This is a genomic window from Hymenobacter volaticus (assembly GCF_022921055.1).
Taxonomy (GTDB): domain Bacteria; phylum Bacteroidota; class Bacteroidia; order Cytophagales; family Hymenobacteraceae; genus Hymenobacter; species Hymenobacter volaticus.
In genome coordinates this window covers 4420079-4436446 of sequence record NZ_CP095061.1, presented here as the reverse complement: position 1 = coordinate 4436446, position 16368 = coordinate 4420079, and the positions used below count along the sequence as shown (strand labels likewise).

General features: G+C 50.3%; 25 protein-coding genes and 4 pseudogenes. All 29 read left to right on the top strand.

Going from position 1 to position 16368, the window contains the following annotated elements; translation table 11 throughout:
* The first annotated feature begins 356 nt into the window (after nucleotides 1–356).
* Nucleotides 357–695 (top strand): DUF3467 domain-containing protein, encoded by a 339-nt coding sequence (locus MUN86_RS19395; protein WP_245119660.1) that lies wholly within the window; start codon nucleotides 357–359, stop codon nucleotides 693–695.
* A gap of 231 nt (nucleotides 696–926) precedes the next feature.
* Nucleotides 927–1355: a 30S ribosomal protein S12 gene (gene rpsL, locus MUN86_RS19390; RefSeq protein WP_022822120.1), complete on the top strand. Its 429-nt coding sequence runs from the start codon at nucleotides 927–929 to the stop codon at nucleotides 1353–1355.
* A gap of 85 nt (nucleotides 1356–1440) precedes the next feature.
* On the top strand, nucleotides 1441–1908 hold the full coding sequence (gene rpsG / locus MUN86_RS19385) for a 30S ribosomal protein S7 (RefSeq protein ID WP_206981605.1): 468 nt from the start codon (nucleotides 1441–1443) through the stop codon (nucleotides 1906–1908).
* A gap of 104 nt (nucleotides 1909–2012) precedes the next feature.
* Nucleotides 2013–4157, top strand: coding sequence for an elongation factor G (gene fusA, locus MUN86_RS19380; protein WP_245119659.1), 2145 nt, complete (start codon nucleotides 2013–2015; stop codon nucleotides 4155–4157).
* Between the two features lie 20 nt (nucleotides 4158–4177).
* A pseudogene (gene rpsJ, locus MUN86_RS19375) lies at nucleotides 4178–4482 on the top strand (30S ribosomal protein S10).
* A 288-nt stretch (nucleotides 4483–4770) separates the two neighbouring features.
* On the top strand, nucleotides 4771–5097 hold the full coding sequence (locus tag MUN86_RS19370) for a hypothetical protein (RefSeq protein WP_245119658.1): 327 nt from the start codon (nucleotides 4771–4773) through the stop codon (nucleotides 5095–5097).
* Nucleotides 4989–5390 (top strand): annotated as a pseudogene (gene rplC, locus MUN86_RS19365) (50S ribosomal protein L3); the annotation flags it as partial. The gene MUN86_RS19370 and the pseudogene rplC, both read left to right, overlap by 109 nt.
* An 8-nt stretch (nucleotides 5391–5398) precedes the next feature.
* The gene (gene rplD / locus MUN86_RS19360; protein WP_022822125.1) at nucleotides 5399–6037 is read left to right on the top strand and encodes a 50S ribosomal protein L4; all 639 of its coding nucleotides are present in this window, start codon (nucleotides 5399–5401) and stop codon (nucleotides 6035–6037) included.
* A complete protein-coding gene (gene rplW / locus MUN86_RS19355; protein WP_022822126.1) occupies nucleotides 6037–6324 on the top strand; it encodes a 50S ribosomal protein L23 in 288 nt (95 codons plus the stop codon). The genes rplD and rplW overlap by 1 nt, the downstream gene beginning before the upstream one ends.
* Nucleotides 6325–6365: 41 nt before the next feature.
* Complete coding sequence (gene rplB, locus MUN86_RS19350; protein WP_245119657.1) at nucleotides 6366–7193, top strand: 50S ribosomal protein L2; 828 nt, start codon at nucleotides 6366–6368, stop codon at nucleotides 7191–7193.
* Between the two features lie 3 nt (nucleotides 7194–7196).
* Nucleotides 7197–7475, top strand: coding sequence for a 30S ribosomal protein S19 (rpsS, locus tag MUN86_RS19345; protein ID WP_022822128.1), 279 nt, complete (start codon nucleotides 7197–7199; stop codon nucleotides 7473–7475).
* A 1-nt stretch (nucleotide 7476) separates the two neighbouring features.
* Nucleotides 7477–7812: pseudogene (gene rplV, locus MUN86_RS19340) on the top strand (50S ribosomal protein L22); the annotation flags it as partial.
* A gap of 137 nt (nucleotides 7813–7949) precedes the next feature.
* A complete protein-coding gene (gene rpsC / locus MUN86_RS19335; RefSeq protein WP_243797584.1) occupies nucleotides 7950–8837 on the top strand; it encodes a 30S ribosomal protein S3 in 888 nt (295 codons plus the stop codon).
* Between the two features lie 37 nt (nucleotides 8838–8874).
* Nucleotides 8875–9300: a 50S ribosomal protein L16 gene (gene rplP, locus MUN86_RS19330; RefSeq protein WP_022822131.1), complete on the top strand. Its 426-nt coding sequence runs from the start codon at nucleotides 8875–8877 to the stop codon at nucleotides 9298–9300.
* A 1-nt stretch (nucleotide 9301) separates the two neighbouring features.
* The gene (gene rpmC / locus MUN86_RS19325; RefSeq protein WP_022822132.1) at nucleotides 9302–9514 is read left to right on the top strand and encodes a 50S ribosomal protein L29; all 213 of its coding nucleotides are present in this window, start codon (nucleotides 9302–9304) and stop codon (nucleotides 9512–9514) included.
* A gap of 2 nt (nucleotides 9515–9516) precedes the next feature.
* On the top strand, nucleotides 9517–9807 hold the full coding sequence (rpsQ, locus tag MUN86_RS19320; RefSeq protein WP_022822133.1) for a 30S ribosomal protein S17: 291 nt from the start codon (nucleotides 9517–9519) through the stop codon (nucleotides 9805–9807).
* Between the two features lies 1 nt (nucleotide 9808).
* Entirely contained in the window at nucleotides 9809–10177 is a 369-nt protein-coding gene (gene rplN / locus MUN86_RS19315) for a 50S ribosomal protein L14 (RefSeq protein ID WP_022822134.1), read from the top strand.
* A 3-nt stretch (nucleotides 10178–10180) separates the two neighbouring features.
* Nucleotides 10181–10447 carry a 50S ribosomal protein L24 gene (gene rplX, locus MUN86_RS19310; protein WP_022822135.1) on the top strand — a complete coding sequence of 89 codons (267 nt, stop codon included), beginning with the start codon at nucleotides 10181–10183 and terminating at the stop codon, nucleotides 10445–10447.
* A 15-nt stretch (nucleotides 10448–10462) separates the two neighbouring features.
* On the top strand, nucleotides 10463–11020 hold the full coding sequence (gene rplE / locus MUN86_RS19305) for a 50S ribosomal protein L5 (protein ID WP_022822136.1): 558 nt from the start codon (nucleotides 10463–10465) through the stop codon (nucleotides 11018–11020).
* Nucleotides 11020–11289, top strand: a complete 270-nt coding sequence (gene rpsN, locus MUN86_RS19300) for a 30S ribosomal protein S14 (RefSeq protein WP_245119656.1) — start codon at nucleotides 11020–11022, stop codon at nucleotides 11287–11289. The genes rplE and rpsN overlap by 1 nt, the downstream gene beginning before the upstream one ends.
* Nucleotides 11290–11484: 195 nt before the next feature.
* Complete coding sequence (gene rpsH / locus MUN86_RS19295) at nucleotides 11485–11883, top strand: 30S ribosomal protein S8 (protein ID WP_243797580.1); 399 nt, start codon at nucleotides 11485–11487, stop codon at nucleotides 11881–11883.
* Nucleotides 11884–11899: 16 nt separating this feature from the next.
* Nucleotides 11900–12454 carry a 50S ribosomal protein L6 gene (gene rplF, locus MUN86_RS19290; protein WP_243797578.1) on the top strand — a complete coding sequence of 185 codons (555 nt, stop codon included), beginning with the start codon at nucleotides 11900–11902 and terminating at the stop codon, nucleotides 12452–12454.
* A gap of 9 nt (nucleotides 12455–12463) precedes the next feature.
* Nucleotides 12464–12813 (top strand): annotated as a pseudogene (gene rplR / locus MUN86_RS19285) (50S ribosomal protein L18).
* A 4-nt stretch (nucleotides 12814–12817) separates the two neighbouring features.
* Nucleotides 12818–13387 carry a 30S ribosomal protein S5 gene (gene rpsE / locus MUN86_RS19280; RefSeq protein ID WP_243797577.1) on the top strand — a complete coding sequence of 190 codons (570 nt, stop codon included), beginning with the start codon at nucleotides 12818–12820 and terminating at the stop codon, nucleotides 13385–13387.
* A gap of 6 nt (nucleotides 13388–13393) precedes the next feature.
* Complete coding sequence (gene rpmD / locus MUN86_RS19275) at nucleotides 13394–13573, top strand: 50S ribosomal protein L30 (RefSeq protein WP_022822142.1); 180 nt, start codon at nucleotides 13394–13396, stop codon at nucleotides 13571–13573.
* Between the two features lie 12 nt (nucleotides 13574–13585).
* Nucleotides 13586–14032 carry a 50S ribosomal protein L15 gene (gene rplO, locus MUN86_RS19270; protein WP_245119655.1) on the top strand — a complete coding sequence of 149 codons (447 nt, stop codon included), beginning with the start codon at nucleotides 13586–13588 and terminating at the stop codon, nucleotides 14030–14032.
* Between the two features lie 13 nt (nucleotides 14033–14045).
* On the top strand, nucleotides 14046–15365 hold the full coding sequence (gene secY, locus MUN86_RS19265) for a preprotein translocase subunit SecY (RefSeq protein ID WP_245119654.1): 1320 nt from the start codon (nucleotides 14046–14048) through the stop codon (nucleotides 15363–15365).
* Between the two features lie 6 nt (nucleotides 15366–15371).
* The gene (gene map / locus MUN86_RS19260) at nucleotides 15372–16142 is read left to right on the top strand and encodes a type I methionyl aminopeptidase (protein WP_245119653.1); all 771 of its coding nucleotides are present in this window, start codon (nucleotides 15372–15374) and stop codon (nucleotides 16140–16142) included.
* 4 nt (nucleotides 16143–16146) lie between these two features.
* Nucleotides 16147–16365, top strand: coding sequence for a translation initiation factor IF-1 (infA, locus tag MUN86_RS19255; protein WP_022822146.1), 219 nt, complete (start codon nucleotides 16147–16149; stop codon nucleotides 16363–16365).
* The last annotated feature ends 3 nt before the right edge of the window (nucleotides 16366–16368 follow it).

The window sequence follows — 16368 nt, the reverse complement described above, 5'->3', positions numbered from 1 at the left end:
CAGGAGACGACCAAGGTGCTGTCGGAAGCTGCCATCCGTGGCAAGGCCGATGAACTGTTGGGTCTCAAGGAGAACGTAATCGTTGGTCACCTCATTCCAGCCGGTACCGGTCTGCGCGAATACACTCGCCAGGTTGTTGGCTCGAAAGAGGAAATGGAAGCACTACAGTCGGCGAAATCCGACGATGTCGTGGCTCCTACCAAGCGTACGGCTCGCGCTTCACGTCGCGAATCTGTGCAGGACTAGTCCTGAGTTAAAAGCATAAGGAGAAGCCGGTCGGAGCAATTCGGCCGGCTTTTTCTTTATTAGCAATTCAAACCATAAGGCCGGAAGTATGCGGCCATTACAATCACTACATGAATCAGCCTCCACAGCCCGACTCAAACACCACTCAGGACCCGAATGCCATCAACATCGAACTCTCAGAAGAAATAGCGGAAGGCGAGTATGTCAATCTAGCCATGATTGCCCATAGCAGTAGCGAGTTTGTTGTTGACTTCATTCGCTTGATGCCTGGCTTGCCTAAAGCGAAAGTAAAGGCACGCATAGTTATCACACCGGAACATGCCAAGCGGCTCCATGCCGCCCTAGGCGAAAATATAGAGCGGTTCGAGCAAGCCTTTGGCACTATTAAGGCGCAGCAAGATGTTCCGAGCTATCCAATGGGGTTCGGTGGGAAAATAGGAGAGGCGTAGCTTCACCAAAATAATTCTACAATGGAGGCGCTTCTGGGTTTACGCAGAAGCATTTTCTTGTTTAATACTCACCTGAAATTCAGAGAATGAGAGTGAATTAGCAGACAAATAAGAGCAGATAGTTTTCCCTAAAATTATCTATTTCAACCCGTTTGCTATTCCGGCGCAACTTCTATACCTTTGCAAGCCTAATTTTTGGGAGAGAACCCTCCTTGACAAAACATACATTAAATGCCTACCATCAATCAGTTAGTACGAAAAGGCCGCGAGAAGCTGACGACGAAGTCGAAGTCGCCGGCTCTTGACTCGTGCCCGCAGCGCCGTGGCGTTTGCACCCGCGTATACACCACCACGCCCAAGAAGCCGAACTCGGCTATGCGTAAAGTAGCTCGTGTGCGCCTCACCAATGGCAAGGAAGTCAACGCCTACATTCCAGGCGAAGGCCACAACCTGCAGGAGCACAGCATCGTGCTGATTCGTGGTGGCCGCGTGAAAGACTTGCCAGGTGTACGTTACCACATCATCCGTGGTGCTTTGGATACCGCCGGTGTAAACGGCCGTACGCAGCGTCGCTCTAAGTACGGCGCTAAGCGTCCAAAGCCAGGTCAACCAGCTGCAGCAGCAGGCAAAGGCGGCAAACCAGGAGCTAAGAAGAAGTAATCGAAACCGAGTGAGGTAGCGCGAAGTGCTGGATAGCACATGGTTCTTATCCCACTTCCCATTACCTCAACTCATTTCTATACCCATGAGAAAGTCAAAACCAAAGAAGCGCATCCTCCTGCCCGACCCTAAGTACAAGGAGACGCTAGTAACCCGTTTCGTCAATTACATGATGTACGACGGGAAGAAAAACCTGGCTTACACCATTTTCTACGATGCCTGCGACCTAGTGGAGCAGCGCACTAAAGAGAGCGGTGTTGAAATGTGGCGTAAGGCACTGAACAACGTAATGCCAACCGTAGAAGTAAAGAGCCGCCGCGTAGGTGGTGCTACTTTCCAGGTTCCAATCGAAGTTCGTCCTGACCGTCGTATTTCAGTAGGCGCAAAATGGCTAATTCAGTACGCTCGTCGTCGTGGTGAGAAAACTATGAAAGACAAGTTGGCTGGCGAAATCATTGCTGCTGCTAAAGGTGAAGGTGCTGCCGTTAAGAAGAAAGACGACACGCACCGGATGGCTGAGGCTAACAAAGCCTTCTCGCACTTCCGCTTCTAAAAAAATGAGTGATTGAGTGAATGAGTGATTGGGTTTAATGGTTAAGACCACAAACTCAACAATCACTTATTCACTCATTCTCTCATTCACTCATATAAAGAGACATGGCTGTTAACAAAGACCTGCAATACCTCCGCAACATTGGGATTATGGCGCACATCGACGCCGGTAAGACCACAACCTCGGAGCGCATTCTTTACTATACCGGTAAGACCCACAAAATCGGGGAAGTGCACGAAGGTGCCGCCACGATGGACTGGATGGAGCAGGAGCAGGAGCGTGGTATCACTATCACGTCGGCTGCTACTACTACGTTCTGGAACTATCCTACTAACGAGCAAGGTGACCCAACTCCAGACACCAAGCAATATAAAATCAACCTGATTGACACTCCTGGCCACGTTGACTTCACGGTAGAAGTTGAACGTTCGTTGCGGGTACTTGATGGTGCCGTTGCTCTGTTCTGTGCCGTATCGGGTGTAGAGCCGCAGTCGGAAACTGTATGGCGTCAGGCTGACAAATACAAAGTGCCACGCATCTGCTTCGTCAACAAGATGGACCGTGCTGGTGCTGACTTCTTCAAAGCTGTTAACGAAATCAAAGAGAAGCTAGGTGCTAACCCAGTTCCTCTGCAGATTCCAATCGGAGCCGAGGACACTTTCAAAGGTGTTGTTGACTTGCTGACTGGTAAGGCTATCGTATGGGATGATGCCACGCAAGGCAAATCGTACCATGAGATTCCAGTTCCCGAAGATCTGGTTGATACCGTGGCTGAATGGCGTCAAAAGCTGGTAGAAAGCGTTGCTGAGTATGACGAGGTTCTGTTAGAGAAGTTCTTCGACGACCCAGATAGCATCACGCGCGAAGAAATGATGGTTGTTATCCGCAAAGCGGTTATCGACATGAAGTTTTCGCCTGTAATGTGTGGTTCGGCTTTCAAGAATAAAGGTGTTCAGTCGATGCTTGATGGTGTAATGGCCTATTTGCCTTCGCCTCTCGATATGCCTGCTATCATCGGTACTAACCCCGACAGCGGCGAGGAAATCGAGCGTCACCCTGACAACGACGAGCCTTTCACTGCACTAGCATTCAAAATTGCTACCGACCCCTTCGTAGGTCGCTTGTGCTTCTTCCGCTGCTACAGCGGGGTGCTGGATGCTGGTTCTTATGTGTTCAACAACCGTACGGGTAAGAAAGAGCGTATCTCGCGTTTGATGCAGATGCACTCCAACAAGCAGAACCCAATCGATAAAATCCAGGCTGGTGACATTGCTGCTGGTGTTGGTTTCAAAGACATCAAGACGGGTGACACACTGACCGACGAGAAGTCGCGCATTGTACTTGAGTCGATGTCGTTCCCTGAGCCCGTTATTGGTTACGCCATCGAGCCTAAAACTCAGGCTGACGTTGATAAGATGGGTATGGCTATCGCCAAGCTTGTGGAAGAAGATCCCACCCTCGTGGTACAAACTGACCCTGAGACGGGCCAGACTGTACTGAAAGGTATGGGTGAGCTTCACCTCGAAATCATCATTGACCGTATGCGTCGTGAGTTCAAGGTGGAAATCAACCAGGGCGCTCCAATGGTTGCTTACAAAGAAGTTCTCACCAAAACGGTTGAACACCGTGAGACTTACAAGAAGCAGACTGGTGGTCGTGGTAAATTCGGTGATATCGTATTTGAACTCGGTCCGAAACTGGTTGATCCAGAGAAGCCAGGTCTGGAGTTCGTGAACGACATCACAGGTGGTGTTATTCCTCGCGAATTCATCGCGCCAGTTCAGAAAGGTTTCGAAGAAGCTATGAAGAACGGTCCGTTGGCAGGTTTCCCCATCGAGGGTATGCGTGTTCGCCTGTTCTTCGGTTCTTACCACGATGTTGACTCGGATGCCTTGTCGTTCGAACTTGCAGCGCGTGGTGGTTTCCGTGAAGCCGGCAAGAAAGCTGGTCCAAAATTACTCGAGCCTATCATGGCAGTAGAAGTAGTTTCGCCAGACGAATATACCGGTCCGGTAACGGGTGACTTGAACCGCCGTCGCGGTATCATGAAAGGCATGGACACCAAAGGTGGTGCTCAAGTTATCAAGGCTGACGTTCCACTGTCGGAACTCTTCGGCTACGTGACCTCGCTACGTACGATTTCTTCAGGTCGTGCTTCTGCTTCCTTGACTTTCTCGCACTACGATCAGGTGCCGCAAAACTTGGCCGACGCCATCATTGCTAAGCAAAAGGGTAACGCTATCCGCTAATCCGCTTTCACACACAAGACATGAACCAGAAAATTCGCATCAAACTCAAATCCTACGACCACAACTTGGTGGACAAATCGTCGGAGAAGATCGTGAAGGCGGTGAAGGCTACGGGCGCTATCGTAAGCGGCCCCATCCCATTGCCAACCGACAAAGAGAAATTCACTGTTCTCCGTTCCCCCACGTGAATAAGAAGTCGCGTGAGCAATTCCAGCTCTGCACATACAAGCGTCTCGTTGACATTTACTCAACTTCGTCGAAGACTGTTGATGCGTTGATGAAGCTTGAGTTGCCAAGCGGCGTAGACGTTGAAATCAAAGTCTGAGGACTGAGTTTGTCGGCTAATTAGGTGATACCCTACTGGCTTTCGAGCCGGTAGGGTATTTTCTTTTAGAAGGTGGGAATGATTACTTCCTGAGCTTGGTTGGAAAAACCCAATTACTAGACACTAACTGACACATGATAAAGCACGAGTTTGGAGCTAAAGTCGTGACAGTGAAAATATTTAAGAATGACGTTGTTAATTCTCGTAACAATTTCCTAGCTTTGCACTCCCATTACGAAAACGCCACTCGGGCGTTTTCTTCTGCGTCTTTTACTAAACAAAAACAGAATGCCTGGCATCATCGGTAAAAAAATCGGTATGACAAGCCTCTTCACTCCGGACGGGAAAAACATCCCTTGCACGCTCATCGAAGCGGGTCCGTGCGTAGTGACGCAGGTTAAGACTACTGAGAAGGACGGCTACACGGCCATCCAGCTCGGGTACGGCGAGAAAAAAGCAAAGAACACCACCAAAGCCTTGGCTGGTCACTTTGCAAAAGCCGGTACTACCCCAAGAAAAAATTGGTTGAATTTCGCCTCGATGCAGAGTCTACGTACGCTGCTGGTGCTGAAATCAACGCTTCCCTCTTCGAGGAAGGTGAATTTGTTGACGTAGTAGGCACCTCGAAAGGCAAAGGCTTTCAGGGTGTTGTTAAGCGTTACAACTTCGCTGGTGTAGGCGGCCAGACCCACGGTCAGCACAACCGTCTACGTCACCCTGGTTCTATTGGTGCCTGCTCGTGGCCTTCGCGCGTATTCAAAGGAATGCGCATGGGTGGCCGGATGGGTAACGACCGGGTGAAAGTGCAGAACCTGAAGGTGATGCGCGTGGTAGCCGACAAGAACCTTATCCTGGTGAGCGGTTCGATTCCCGGTGCCAAGAACTCTTTCGTGGTCCTGGAAAAATAACCTTGAAGATGGAACTGTCAGTATATAACATCAAGGGTGAAGACACCGGCCGCAAGGTAACGCTGCCGGAAGCCGTATTCGGCTTGGAGCCCAACGAGCACGTGATGTATCTCGACGTGAAGCAGTATTTGGCCAATCAGCGCCAGGGCACGCACAAGTCGAAGCAACGCAATGAAGTGCACGGTACTACCAAGAAGCTGAAGAAGCAAAAAGGCACCGGTGGTGCTCGTGCCGGTAGCATGAAGTCGCCAGTGTTCATCGGTGGCGGCCGTGTATTCGGTCCTGAGCCCCGTGACTATGGCTTCAAGCTCAACAAAAAAACCAAGCGTCTTGCTCGTTTGTCGGCTCTCTCGAGCTTGGCTAAAGACGGCAAAGTAGCCCTAGTAGAGAACATTACTCTGTCGGCTCCTAAGACCAAAGACTTCCTCAGCATCCTGAACGGCCTCAAGCTGAACAACGGCAAAAAGACATTGCTGGTGACTGGCGAAGTAGATAAGAACGTAGTTCTGTCGGCTCGTAACATTCAGCGCGTAACCGTGGCTACGCCCGTTGCTCTGAACACGCATGATCTGCTGAACACGGATACTTTGCTGCTGTCAGAAGACGGCCTGAAGTCGCTCGAACAACTTTATACCGTCGCTGAGTAATGAGCACACTGAAGAAACCAATCGTGACCGAGAAGGCCACGGGCCTGAATGAAAAAGGTCAGTACGTTTTCGAAGTAGAGCGTACCGCGAATAAGGTTCAGATCAAGAAAGACATCGAGCAGTTCTACGGCGTAACGGTTGTTGGCATCAGCACCATGCGCACGAACGGTAAGATTAAATCTAAGTTCACGAAGGGTGGGTCCATCTCGGGCCGTCGCGCCCACGGCAAGAAAGCCGTCGTGACCGTGAAAGAAGGCGACGTTATCGACTTCTACAACGGCATCTAGCCTTCGCCTTTCTGCAAAAGAAAATTCCTTAAGCAAGAGTAATGGCACTCAAACAACTAAGACCAACATCACCGGGTCAGCGCTTCCGTATCGCCCCGACGTTCGACGAAATCACGACGTCGACGCCAGAGAAGTCGCTGTTGGCACCCATGAAAAACTCCGGTGGCCGTAACAACTCTGGTAAAATGTCTAACCGCTACATCGGCGGTGGACACAAAGCCAAGTATCGTATTGTGGACTTCAAGCGTGACAAGACCAGCGTGCCAGCAACGGTGAAGACCATCGAGTACGATCCAAACCGCACGGCTCGTATCGCTTTGCTTCAGTACGCCGATGGCGAAAAGCGCTATATCATTGCGCCCGCTGGTGTTGAAGTAGGCCGCACAGTCGTATCGGGTTCTGGTGTTGCGCCGGAAGTAGGCAATGCATTGCCACTCCGCGAAATCCCACTCGGTACTATTGTTCACAACATCGAGCTGATGCCCGGCGCTGGTGCAGCAATTGCCCGCTCAGCTGGTACTTACGCACAGCTTGTAGCTCGTGAAGACAAGTACGCCACTCTGAAACTGCCTTCCGGTGAGATGCGCATGGTTCTCGTAACCTGCATGGCAACCGTTGGTACCGTATCGAATGGTGACCACATGAATGTACGTCTCGGTAAAGCCGGTCGTAACCGTTGGTTAGGTCGTCGTCCGCGCGTTCGTGGTGTTGCAATGAACCCTGTTGACCACCCAATGGGTGGTGGTGAAGGTAAATCGTCGGGTGGTCACCCACGTAGCCGTAATGGTATCTTCGCTAAAGGTCAGAAGACCCGCAACAAGAACAAGTATTCAGAGCAGCTCATCGTTAATCGCAAAGGCAAGAAATAACCAATGGCACGTTCACTAAAAAAAGGGCCGTACATTGACTTCCGGCTCGAGAAAAAAGTAACGACGATGGAAGAATCGGGCAAGAAGGCCGTCATCAAGACTTGGTCGCGCCGCTCGATGATCTCTCCAGACTTCGTTAGCCACACCTTCGCGGTGCACAATGGCAATAAATTCATCCCGGTATACGTGACCGAAAACATGGTCGGTCATAAGCTCGGCGAGTTCGCTCCAACGCGCAACTTCCGTGGCCACGTAGCCAAGAAAGATAAAGGCAAACGCTAAGATGGAAGCAAGAGCTAAACTAAGTAATGTTCCTACCTCGCCGCGCAAGATGCGCTTGGTAGCCGACATGGTACGTGGTCAGAAAGTGACCCGCGCCTTGGGCTTGCTGAAATTCGAAGCCAACTCAGGTGCCGAGCGTATCGAGAAACTGTTGCTTTCGGCTTTGGCCAACTGGCAGCAGAAAAACGAAGACGAGCGCATCGAGGATGCCAATCTCTATATCAAGGAGATTTTCGTGGACGAAGGACGTCAGTTGAAGCGTCTGCGCCCTGCTCCTCAGGGTCGTGGTCACCGCATCCGCAAGCGTAGCAACCACGTCACTCTTGTGATTGACGCAAAAGTTGAGCGCATTGGGAGCAAAGCAGCTATTGAAGCTGTTGCTGCTACAACTACTGAAGGCAAAGCCACGAAAACTCGTCGTAGCTCAGCCAAGAAATCCACTGAAACTACGGCTCAAGCCTCCGCATAAGCACTATGGGACAGAAAGTAAATCCGGTTGGCTTCCGTCTAGGCGTCATCAAAGGATGGGACTCGAACTGGTACGGCGGCAAGGACTTTGCCGACAAACTAGTTGAGGACGAAAAAATCCGCAAATATATCCTCGCTCGTATCCCGAAGGGTGGCATCAGCCGCATCGTTATCGAGCGTACCCTTAAGCGCATCACTATCACTATCAACACGGCTCGTCCGGGTGTGGTAATCGGTAAAGGTGGCGCTGAGGTTGACAAGATCAAGGACGAGCTGAAGCAGATCACCAGCAAGGACGTTCAGATCAACATCTTCGAAATTAAGCGTCCGGAACTTGACGCCAAGCTAGTAGGTGAGAGCATTGCTCAGCAGTTACAAGCTCGTATCTCGTTCCGTCGTGCTATGAAGATGTCTATCCAGGCTGCAATGCGTGTTGGTGCCGAAGGCATCAAGATCCAGTGCGGTGGCCGTTTGGGTGGTGCTGAAATCGCCCGTTCCGAGCAGTACAAAGAAGGCCGTACGCCGCTGCACACGTTGCGCGCTGACATCGACTACGCTTTGTCTGAAGCTCAGACCGTGTATGGCAAAATTGGCATCAAGGTATGGGTGATGCGTGGTGAGGTATTCGGTAAGCCCGACCTTTCCCCAAATCAGGTTCCTGCCAACCAAGGCAACGAGACCCGCGGTGGTAATGAGCGCGGCCCACGTGGTGAGCGTGGCGACCGTGGCGGTGACCGTGGTCCACGTCGTGACCGGGGTGGCGACCGTGGTGGTGAGAACCGCGGCGGTGGTGCTGGCGCAGGTGACAACCGTGGTGGTGGCAATGCTGGCCCTCGTCGTAACGGTCCTGCCGGTGGCGGCAACCGTGGTGGCGGTGGTGCTCCACGTCGCTAGTCCTTTTCCTTCTTCTGAATTTCAATTTTAATAACTCATGTTACAACCGAAAAGGACCAAGTATCGCAAGATGCAAAAGGGTCGCGTGACAGGTCTCGCCTTCCGCGGCAGCTCCATAGACTTCGGTTCCTTCGCTATCAAATCGTTGGAAGTGGCTTGGATTACGGCTCGCCAGATTGAGGCTGCTCGTATCGCCATGACCCGCGCTATGAAACGTGAAGGGCAAGTATGGATCCGTATTTTCCCAGACAAGCCAATTACCAAGAAGCCTGCTGAAGTGCGGATGGGTAAGGGTAAAGGTTCGCCCGAATATTGGGTAGCCTGCGTGAAGCCTGGTACCATCATGTTTGAATCGGACGGCGTATCGCTGGAAGTGGCTCAGGAGTCGCTCCGTCTGGCTGCTCAGAAGTTGCCAGTTCGGACTCAGTTTGTTGTTCGTCGCGACTACGTAGAAAGCAAGTAAGATGAAGAACACTGAAATCCTGGCCCTCTCGGACGAGGCCCTGAACGAACAAATTAAGACCGAAAAAGCCAATGGTCAGTCGCTGCGTTTCGCGCATGCTATTTCTCCATTGGAAAATCCAGGTCGTTTGAAAACTAGCCGCAAGAACGTCGCCCGTTTGCTGACTGAGCAGACCCGTCGGAAGAACGAGCAGGCTACTAAAACTGCTAACTAACGATGGCAAGCAACGAAGAGCAGCAGGCAACATCCGCCGTTGAGCGGAATCTGCGCAAAGAAATCATCGGGCGCGTGACCTCCGCTAAGATGGACAAGTCCATCACTGTGATAGTGGAGAGTAAAATGAAACACCCGATCTACGGTAAGTTCGTTACCAAGTCGACCAAGTTCATGGCTCACGACGAGAATAACGAATGTGGCGAAGGCGATACTGTTCGCATCATGGGTACTCGCCCACTGAGCAAGAACAAGCGCTGGAGATTGGTTGAAATTGTAGAACGCGCCAAGTAAGATGATACAGCAAGAATCCCGTCTGACCGTCGCTGATAACAGCGGCGCCAAAGAAGTTCTCTGCATTCGTGTCCTCGGTGGCACGGGTAAGAAATACGCCAGCGTAGGCGACAAGATTGTAGTTGCAATCAAGTCGGCTATCCCATCTGGTAACGCAAAAAAAGGCACTGTATCGAAGGCAGTTGTGGTTCGCACGAAGAAAGAGATTCGTCGCAAAGACGGTTCTTATATCCGTTTCGACGACAACGCTGCGGTACTGCTCAACAACAACGATGAGCCCCGCGGTACCCGCATCTTCGGCCCAGTGGCCCGCGAACTGCGTGAAAAGCAGTTCATGAAGATTGTTTCGCTCGCTCCTGAAGTTCTCTAAGCAATGGCAACGAAGACCAAAGACAAAAAGCCTGCGAAACTGCACGTGAAAACTGGTGATACCGTTTTGGTTATTGCTGGTGATGAAAAAGGCAAAACCGGCGTTATCAAGTCGGTGAACCGCACCACGGAGCGTGTTATCGTAGAAGGCCTGAACCTGGTTACTAAGCACAACAAACCAAGTGCAAAGAACCCCCAGGGAGGCATCACTAAGATCGAAGCTGGTATTCACGTGAGCAACGTGAAGGCAGTGGAAGCTCCAAAAGCCTAATTCGGTACGACGACAATGGCACGACTCAAAGAGAAATACAACAAAGAAGTAATACCGGCGCTCCAGGAGAAATTCCAGTTCAAGAGCATCATGCAGGTACCACGCATCACCAAAATCTGCATCAACCGCGGTATTGGTGCTGCTGTAGCTGACAAGAAGCTGGTGGACAATGGTGTGGACGAACTGTCGACTATTACTGGTCAGAAAGCCGTTCCAACCATCGCCAAGCGTTCGGTTTCGAACTTCAAGCTGCGTGAAGGGATGCCAATCGGTGCCCGTGTAACGTTGCGTGGTGAGCGGATGTACGAGTTCATGGACCGTCTGTTGACGGTTGCTCTGCCCCGTGTACGTGACTTCAAAGGCATCAACGATAAGGGCTTCGACGGCCGTGGTAATTATACCTTGGGCGTTAAGGAGCAAATCATCTTCCCTGAAATTTCGATCGACAAAATCAAATCGATTTCGGGTATGGATATTACTTTCGTAACAAGCGCCGAAAACGACGAGCAGAGCTATGAGCTTCTCAAAGCTTTCGGTATGCCTTTCGCTAACGCCAAGAAACAAAACGACTAATGGCTAAGGAATCAGCAAAAGCAAGAGCGCGCAAGCGTATCGCTATGGTTGCCCGCTATGCCGAGAAGCGCAAAGCGCTGAAGGCTGCTGGTGACTACGAAGGTTTGGACAAGTTGCCCCGTGACTCTTCGCCTGTGCGTTTGCACAACCGCGACCTGATCGACGGCCGTCCTCGTGGTTATATGCGTAAGTTTGGCATCAGCCGTGTACGCTTCCGCGAAATGGCATTGGCAGGTAAGATACCGGGCGTAACAAAGTCTAGCTGGTAATTTGTTACCTATTGCTTCTTAGCTTTCGCTAGAAGTAATGATACTTGGCAGGTTGCCGAGAGAAACCATTGGCCGCTCCCGCAAAGGCGAGCCAAGAAGTCTTAAACGAAAATTTCACTGCTGTCTTTCGGCAGCAGTGAAATTTTCATATCTTTGCGGCTCCCTAAAAAAGGGCGCCTCTTTTTTTACCCTGAAATGAATACAGATCCAATTGCCGATTACCTGACCCGGGTGCGCAATGCCATTAAGGCAAACCACCGGGTAGTAGAGATTCCGGCCAGCAACATCAAGAAGGAAATCACGAAGGTGCTCTACAAGAAGGGCTACATTCAGAGCTATCGTTTTGATGATGCTGCAGTACAAGGCACTATCAAAATCGCGCTGAAGTACAACCCTGCTACCAAGCAGCCTGCTATTACAAAGCTGGAGCGTGTGAGTTCACCTGGTTTGCGTACTTACGCGCCAGTTGACAATATGCCCCGCGTATTGAGCGGTTTGGGTATTGCTATCCTCTCTACTTCGAAAGGGGTAATGACGGAAAAAGAAGCTAAAGCCGAGAACGTGGGCGGCGAAGTGCTGTGCTACGTTTACTAATCGACAAGAACTAGATATGTCACGTATTGGTAAACTGCCCATCAGCCTGCCCTCCGGTGTTCAGGTTGAAGTGAGCAAAGAAAACGAAGTAACTGTAAAGGGCCCTAAGGGTACTCTCTCAGTTCCGGTTGACCGCGACATTACGGTTACACAAGCCGACGGTCAGTTGGTAGTTGAGCGTCCTACCGAGCAGAAGCGCCATAAGGCAATGCATGGTTTGTACCGCTCGCTCCTCAATAACTCTATTCAGGGAGTTAGTACTGGTTACGAGCACAAACTGGAATTGGTAGGTGTAGGTTACAAAGCTGCAATGGCTGGTACTACGCTTGAACTCTCTTTGGGTTATTCGCACAACATCTTCTTGGCTCTGCCAAAAGAAGTAACTGCTACTGCTGTAACTGAGAAAGGTAAAAACCCAATCGTTACTTTAAACAGCATCGATAAGCAACTGCTCGGCCAGGTGGCCGCTAAGATTCGCTCGTTGCGCAAAGTTGAGCCATACAAAGGCAAAGGCGTGCGCTTCGTGGGTGAGCAGATTCGTCGTAAGGCTGGTAAAACAGCTTCGAAATAATAACAGATCATGGCTTTCGATAAAGCAACTAGAAGAAAACGGATCCAGCGCATCATCCGCACCAAGGTGGCTGGCACGTCCGAGCGTCCGCGTCTGTCAGTGTTTCGTAGCAATACGGGCATTTATGCTCAAATTATTGACGACACAACTGGTCACACGTTGGCGTCTGCTTCCTCGAAGCACGTTTCGGTGGAAGGGGCAACGGAGTCGCCCTCGCCGCCGCAGTCGGCAGAGAAATTGCCGCCCGTGCTACAGGAAAAGGAATTTCGAAAGTGGTATTTGACCGTTCCGGTTATCTCTACCACGGCCGCGTAAAATCATTGGCAGAAGGAGCCCGCGAAGGCGGCCTCAATTTCTAAGAATATGGCCCAAGACAACAACAACCGCGGCGGCCAAGGCCAAAACCGTGAACGTGGTGGCAATCGTGAGCAACAAGCTCCCCGTGCCGGCGAATCTGATCTGAAAGAGAAGGTAGTAGCTATCAACCGCGTAGCTAAAGTAGTGAAAGGCGGTCGTCGCTTCAGTTTCTCCGCTATCGTAGTAGTAGGTGACGGCAATGGTACTGTGGGCTATGGCCTTGGTAAAGCCAACGAAGTAACCGACGCCATTGCTAAAGGCATTGACGACGCGAAGAAAAACTTAGTGCGCGTGCCTCTTTATAAGCACACTGTGCCTCACGTAATGGAAGGCAAGTACTCTGGTGGTTTCGTATTGGTACAGCCAGCTGCTGCTGGTACCGGCGTAATTGCAGGTGGTGCTATGCGTGCTGTGTTTGAAAGCGCTGGTATCAAAGATGTACTAGCTAAGTCTAAAGGTTCGTCGAACCCCCACAACGTGGTAAAGGCTACTTTCGATGCTCTGCTGAAAATGCGCGACCCGATGCAAATTGCTCAGGCTCGTGGCATCACTCTCGCCCAAGTTTTTAACGGTTAATAAACAATGGCGCAGATTCAGATTAAACTCGTCAAGAGCGTTATTGATCGCCCTGAGCGTCAGAAGCGCACGATTAAGGCCCTTGGCCTTGGTAAAATCGGCAGCACTAAGGAGGTTGAAAATACTCCTCAGGTAGCTGGTATGGTAGCTGCAGTGCAGCACCTGTTGGAAGTAACCGCACTCTAGGATATCCCGACCATGAATCTCAGTAATCTCCAACCCGCCGAAGGCTCAACGCGCAACAATAAGCGTCTTGGCCGTGGTACGGGTTCCGGCCGTGGCGGCACTTCGACGCGCGGTCACAAAGGCCAAAAGTCCCGTTCGGGCTATTCCAAAAAGTCGGGCTTCGAAGGTGGCCAGATGCCGTTGCAGCGCCGCGTGCCTAAGTTCGGTTTCAAGAACATTAACCGGATTGAGTACAAAGCTGTTAATCTAGATGTATTAGCTGGATTAACTGAAAACGGTACTACCACTACACTTGACAGCGCCTTCTTTGTGTCAGCTGGTTTGGCTTCAAAGAGTGCTAAAATCAAAGTACTAGGCCGCGGCGAAATCACCAAGGCACTAGAAGTTCACGCTCACGCTTTTTCGAAGTCAGCTATTGAAGCTATTGAGAAGGCCGGGGGTAAAGCTGTGACGCTGTAAAGCAAGACTGGCAATGAACAAGTTCATCACTACGATCAAGAACATTTTTGCGATTGAAGATCTGCGTATGCGGATCTTCAATACGCTTTTCTTCATTGCCATATACCGGTTAGGTTCTTTCGTGGTGCTACCGGGCGTCGATGCAACTCGTCTAAAGACGGGTGGTGCATCAGGGGTGTTTGGTATTTTGGATACACTGCTCGGCGGTGCATTCAGTAATGCTTCCATCTTTGCCTTGGGCATTATGCCTTACATCTCGGCTTCTATTGTGTTGCAATTGCTCACGATAGCAGTACCATATTTCCAAAAGCTTCAAAAAGAAGGGGAGTCGGGTCGTAAGAAGATCAATCAGTATACACGTATTCTCACCATCCCAATTGTGATGGCGCAGTCGGTAGGCTTCATTGCCACTATCAATGCTGACGCCATTATCAGCCCTGGTACGTTCTTCACCATCACTACGATGCTGATAATCACTGCTGGTACGCTGTTTTGTATGTGGCTAGGTGAAAAAATCACGGATAAAGGTATTGGTAACGGTATTTCTATGATCATAATGATCGGGATTGTATCACGACTGCCAGGTGCCATTATCGGTGAAGCGGCTGCTAAAGGCATGCGCGGTTCATTGATTTTCTTAATTGAACTAGTTGTTCTGTTTTTAGTAGTAATGGCAGTAATCGTGCTGACACAAGCTGTTCGCCGGATTCCGGTGCAGTATGCTAAGCAAGTAGGTAGCACTGCTCAATTGAATGCGCAACGTCAGTTCATTCCTATGAAGGTGAATGCAGCTGGTGTGATGCCGATCATCTTTGCTCAGTCGTTGATGTTCGTGCCAGCCATCCTTGCCTCTGTCTGGCAGAATGATAGCGAAACTGCTAGCTATATTGGTGTGAAGTTTTCGGATTACACATCGTGGCAGTACAACTTGGTTTTTGCTACTCTCATTATTGTCTTCACTTACTTCTATACGGCCATCAGCGTCAATCCTAACCAGATTGCTGATGACTTGAAGCGAAGTGGTGGTTTCGTGCCTGGTGTGAAGCCAGGACGTGATACCTCCGAGTACATTGATGAAGTATTAACTCATATTACATTGCCTGGTGCAGTAGCATTAGCATTGATAGCTATTTTCCCGTCGCTTGCTCTGCTAGCCGGCGTGACTCGCCCTTTCTCGGCCTTTTATGGCGGCACGTCGCTTATCATCATGGTAGGGGTCGTGTTAGATACACTCAATCAAGTAGAGAGTTACTTGTTGATGCGTCACTATGATGGCATGATGAAAACGGGCAAGTTGCGCGGCCGTTCGCAAAACATAGCAATGGCATCTTAATCAGTCATGATTGTTTACAAGACTGAAGAAGAAATAGAACTCATCCGAGCTAGTGCGAAAGTATTAGCTCAGGCCCACGGAGAAGTTGCGGGCATGATCCAAGAAGGGATAACGACGCGAGAGCTTGACCAACGCGCGGAGGAATTCATTCGGGACCATGGTGGGCAGCCTTCTTTCAAAGGCTATAATGATTTCCCTTACAGTCTCTGTATATCACCTAATGCTGTCGTGGTTCACGGATTTCCGGGTGACCATACACTGAAAAGTGGTGATATCATTTCGGTTGATTGCGGAGTATTGTTAAATGGGTATCACTCAGATAGTGCTTACACTTATCCAGTCGGGGAAGTGGCGCCGGAAATAATACGGCTTCTAGAAGAGACCAAGAAGTCATTGTATCTCGGTATTGAGCAGGCAGTGGCGGGTAGCCGGATGGGAGACGTTAGCTATGCTATCCAGAATCATGTTGAAAAACAAGGTTATGGAGTGGTTAGGGAACTTGTCGGCCACGGGATTGGTAAGAAATTGCATGAACGACCTGAGGTTCCTAATTACGGCAAACGTGGTTCAGGACTTAAGCTACAAACAGGGCTAGTTCTTGCTATCGAGCCAATGGTGAATCTAGGAAAGAAGGATGTAGTGCAAGAGAAAGATGGTTGGACCATCCGGACCAAGGACCATAAACCTTCAGCACATTTTGAGCATACCGTAGTTGTAAGAAAAGATAAAGCGGAGATTCTTACCTCCTTCGATTACATAGAAAAAGCCTTACAGTAGCCTTATGGCCAAACAAACTTCCATTGAGCAAGACGGAGTCATCCTGGAAGCCCTTTCCAATGCCATGTTTCGAGTGGAACTGGAGAATGGTCACCAACTGATTGCCCACATCTCGGGTAAGATGCGGATGCACTACATCAAGATTTTGCCGGGAGATAAGGTAAAGCTGGAAATGTCACCCTACGATCTATCGAAGGGACGAATTGTGTACCGTTACAAATAACCG

What these genes read in the sequence shown, in the direction of transcription:
- secY (WP_245119654.1), top strand. Translation starts at nt 14,046, where the DNA reads ATGAACAAGTTCATCACTACGATCAAGAACATTTTTGCGATTGAAGAT.
- rpsS (WP_022822128.1), top strand. Translation starts at nt 7,197, where the DNA reads ATGGCACGTTCACTAAAAAAAGGGCCGTACATTGACTTCCGGCTCGAG.
- rplE (WP_022822136.1), top strand. Translation starts at nt 10,463, where the DNA reads ATGGCACGACTCAAAGAGAAATACAACAAAGAAGTAATACCGGCGCTC.
- rplW (WP_022822126.1), top strand. Translation starts at nt 6,037, where the DNA reads ATGAGCACACTGAAGAAACCAATCGTGACCGAGAAGGCCACGGGCCTG.
- fusA (WP_245119659.1), top strand. Translation starts at nt 2,013, where the DNA reads ATGGCTGTTAACAAAGACCTGCAATACCTCCGCAACATTGGGATTATG.
- rpsG (WP_206981605.1), top strand. Translation starts at nt 1,441, where the DNA reads ATGAGAAAGTCAAAACCAAAGAAGCGCATCCTCCTGCCCGACCCTAAG.
- rplX (WP_022822135.1), top strand. Translation starts at nt 10,181, where the DNA reads ATGGCAACGAAGACCAAAGACAAAAAGCCTGCGAAACTGCACGTGAAA.
- rpsE (WP_243797577.1), top strand. Translation starts at nt 12,818, where the DNA reads ATGGCCCAAGACAACAACAACCGCGGCGGCCAAGGCCAAAACCGTGAA.
- rplF (WP_243797578.1), top strand. Translation starts at nt 11,900, where the DNA reads ATGTCACGTATTGGTAAACTGCCCATCAGCCTGCCCTCCGGTGTTCAG.
- infA (WP_022822146.1), top strand. Translation starts at nt 16,147, where the DNA reads ATGGCCAAACAAACTTCCATTGAGCAAGACGGAGTCATCCTGGAAGCC.
- rpsH (WP_243797580.1), top strand. Translation starts at nt 11,485, where the DNA reads ATGAATACAGATCCAATTGCCGATTACCTGACCCGGGTGCGCAATGCC.
- rplO (WP_245119655.1), top strand. Translation starts at nt 13,586, where the DNA reads ATGAATCTCAGTAATCTCCAACCCGCCGAAGGCTCAACGCGCAACAAT.
- rpmD (WP_022822142.1), top strand. Translation starts at nt 13,394, where the DNA reads ATGGCGCAGATTCAGATTAAACTCGTCAAGAGCGTTATTGATCGCCCT.
- rpsQ (WP_022822133.1), top strand. Translation starts at nt 9,517, where the DNA reads ATGGCAAGCAACGAAGAGCAGCAGGCAACATCCGCCGTTGAGCGGAAT.
- rplD (WP_022822125.1), top strand. Translation starts at nt 5,399, where the DNA reads ATGGAACTGTCAGTATATAACATCAAGGGTGAAGACACCGGCCGCAAG.
- rpmC (WP_022822132.1), top strand. Translation starts at nt 9,302, where the DNA reads ATGAAGAACACTGAAATCCTGGCCCTCTCGGACGAGGCCCTGAACGAA.
- rplB (WP_245119657.1), top strand. Translation starts at nt 6,366, where the DNA reads ATGGCACTCAAACAACTAAGACCAACATCACCGGGTCAGCGCTTCCGT.
- map (WP_245119653.1), top strand. Translation starts at nt 15,372, where the DNA reads ATGATTGTTTACAAGACTGAAGAAGAAATAGAACTCATCCGAGCTAGT.
- rplP (WP_022822131.1), top strand. Translation starts at nt 8,875, where the DNA reads ATGTTACAACCGAAAAGGACCAAGTATCGCAAGATGCAAAAGGGTCGC.
- rpsC (WP_243797584.1), top strand. Translation starts at nt 7,950, where the DNA reads ATGGGACAGAAAGTAAATCCGGTTGGCTTCCGTCTAGGCGTCATCAAA.
- MUN86_RS19370 (WP_245119658.1), top strand. Translation starts at nt 4,771, where the DNA reads ATGCCTGGCATCATCGGTAAAAAAATCGGTATGACAAGCCTCTTCACT.
- rplN (WP_022822134.1), top strand. Translation starts at nt 9,809, where the DNA reads ATGATACAGCAAGAATCCCGTCTGACCGTCGCTGATAACAGCGGCGCC.
- rpsN (WP_245119656.1), top strand. Translation starts at nt 11,020, where the DNA reads ATGGCTAAGGAATCAGCAAAAGCAAGAGCGCGCAAGCGTATCGCTATG.
- rpsL (WP_022822120.1), top strand. Translation starts at nt 927, where the DNA reads ATGCCTACCATCAATCAGTTAGTACGAAAAGGCCGCGAGAAGCTGACG.
- MUN86_RS19395 (WP_245119660.1), top strand. Translation starts at nt 357, where the DNA reads ATGAATCAGCCTCCACAGCCCGACTCAAACACCACTCAGGACCCGAAT.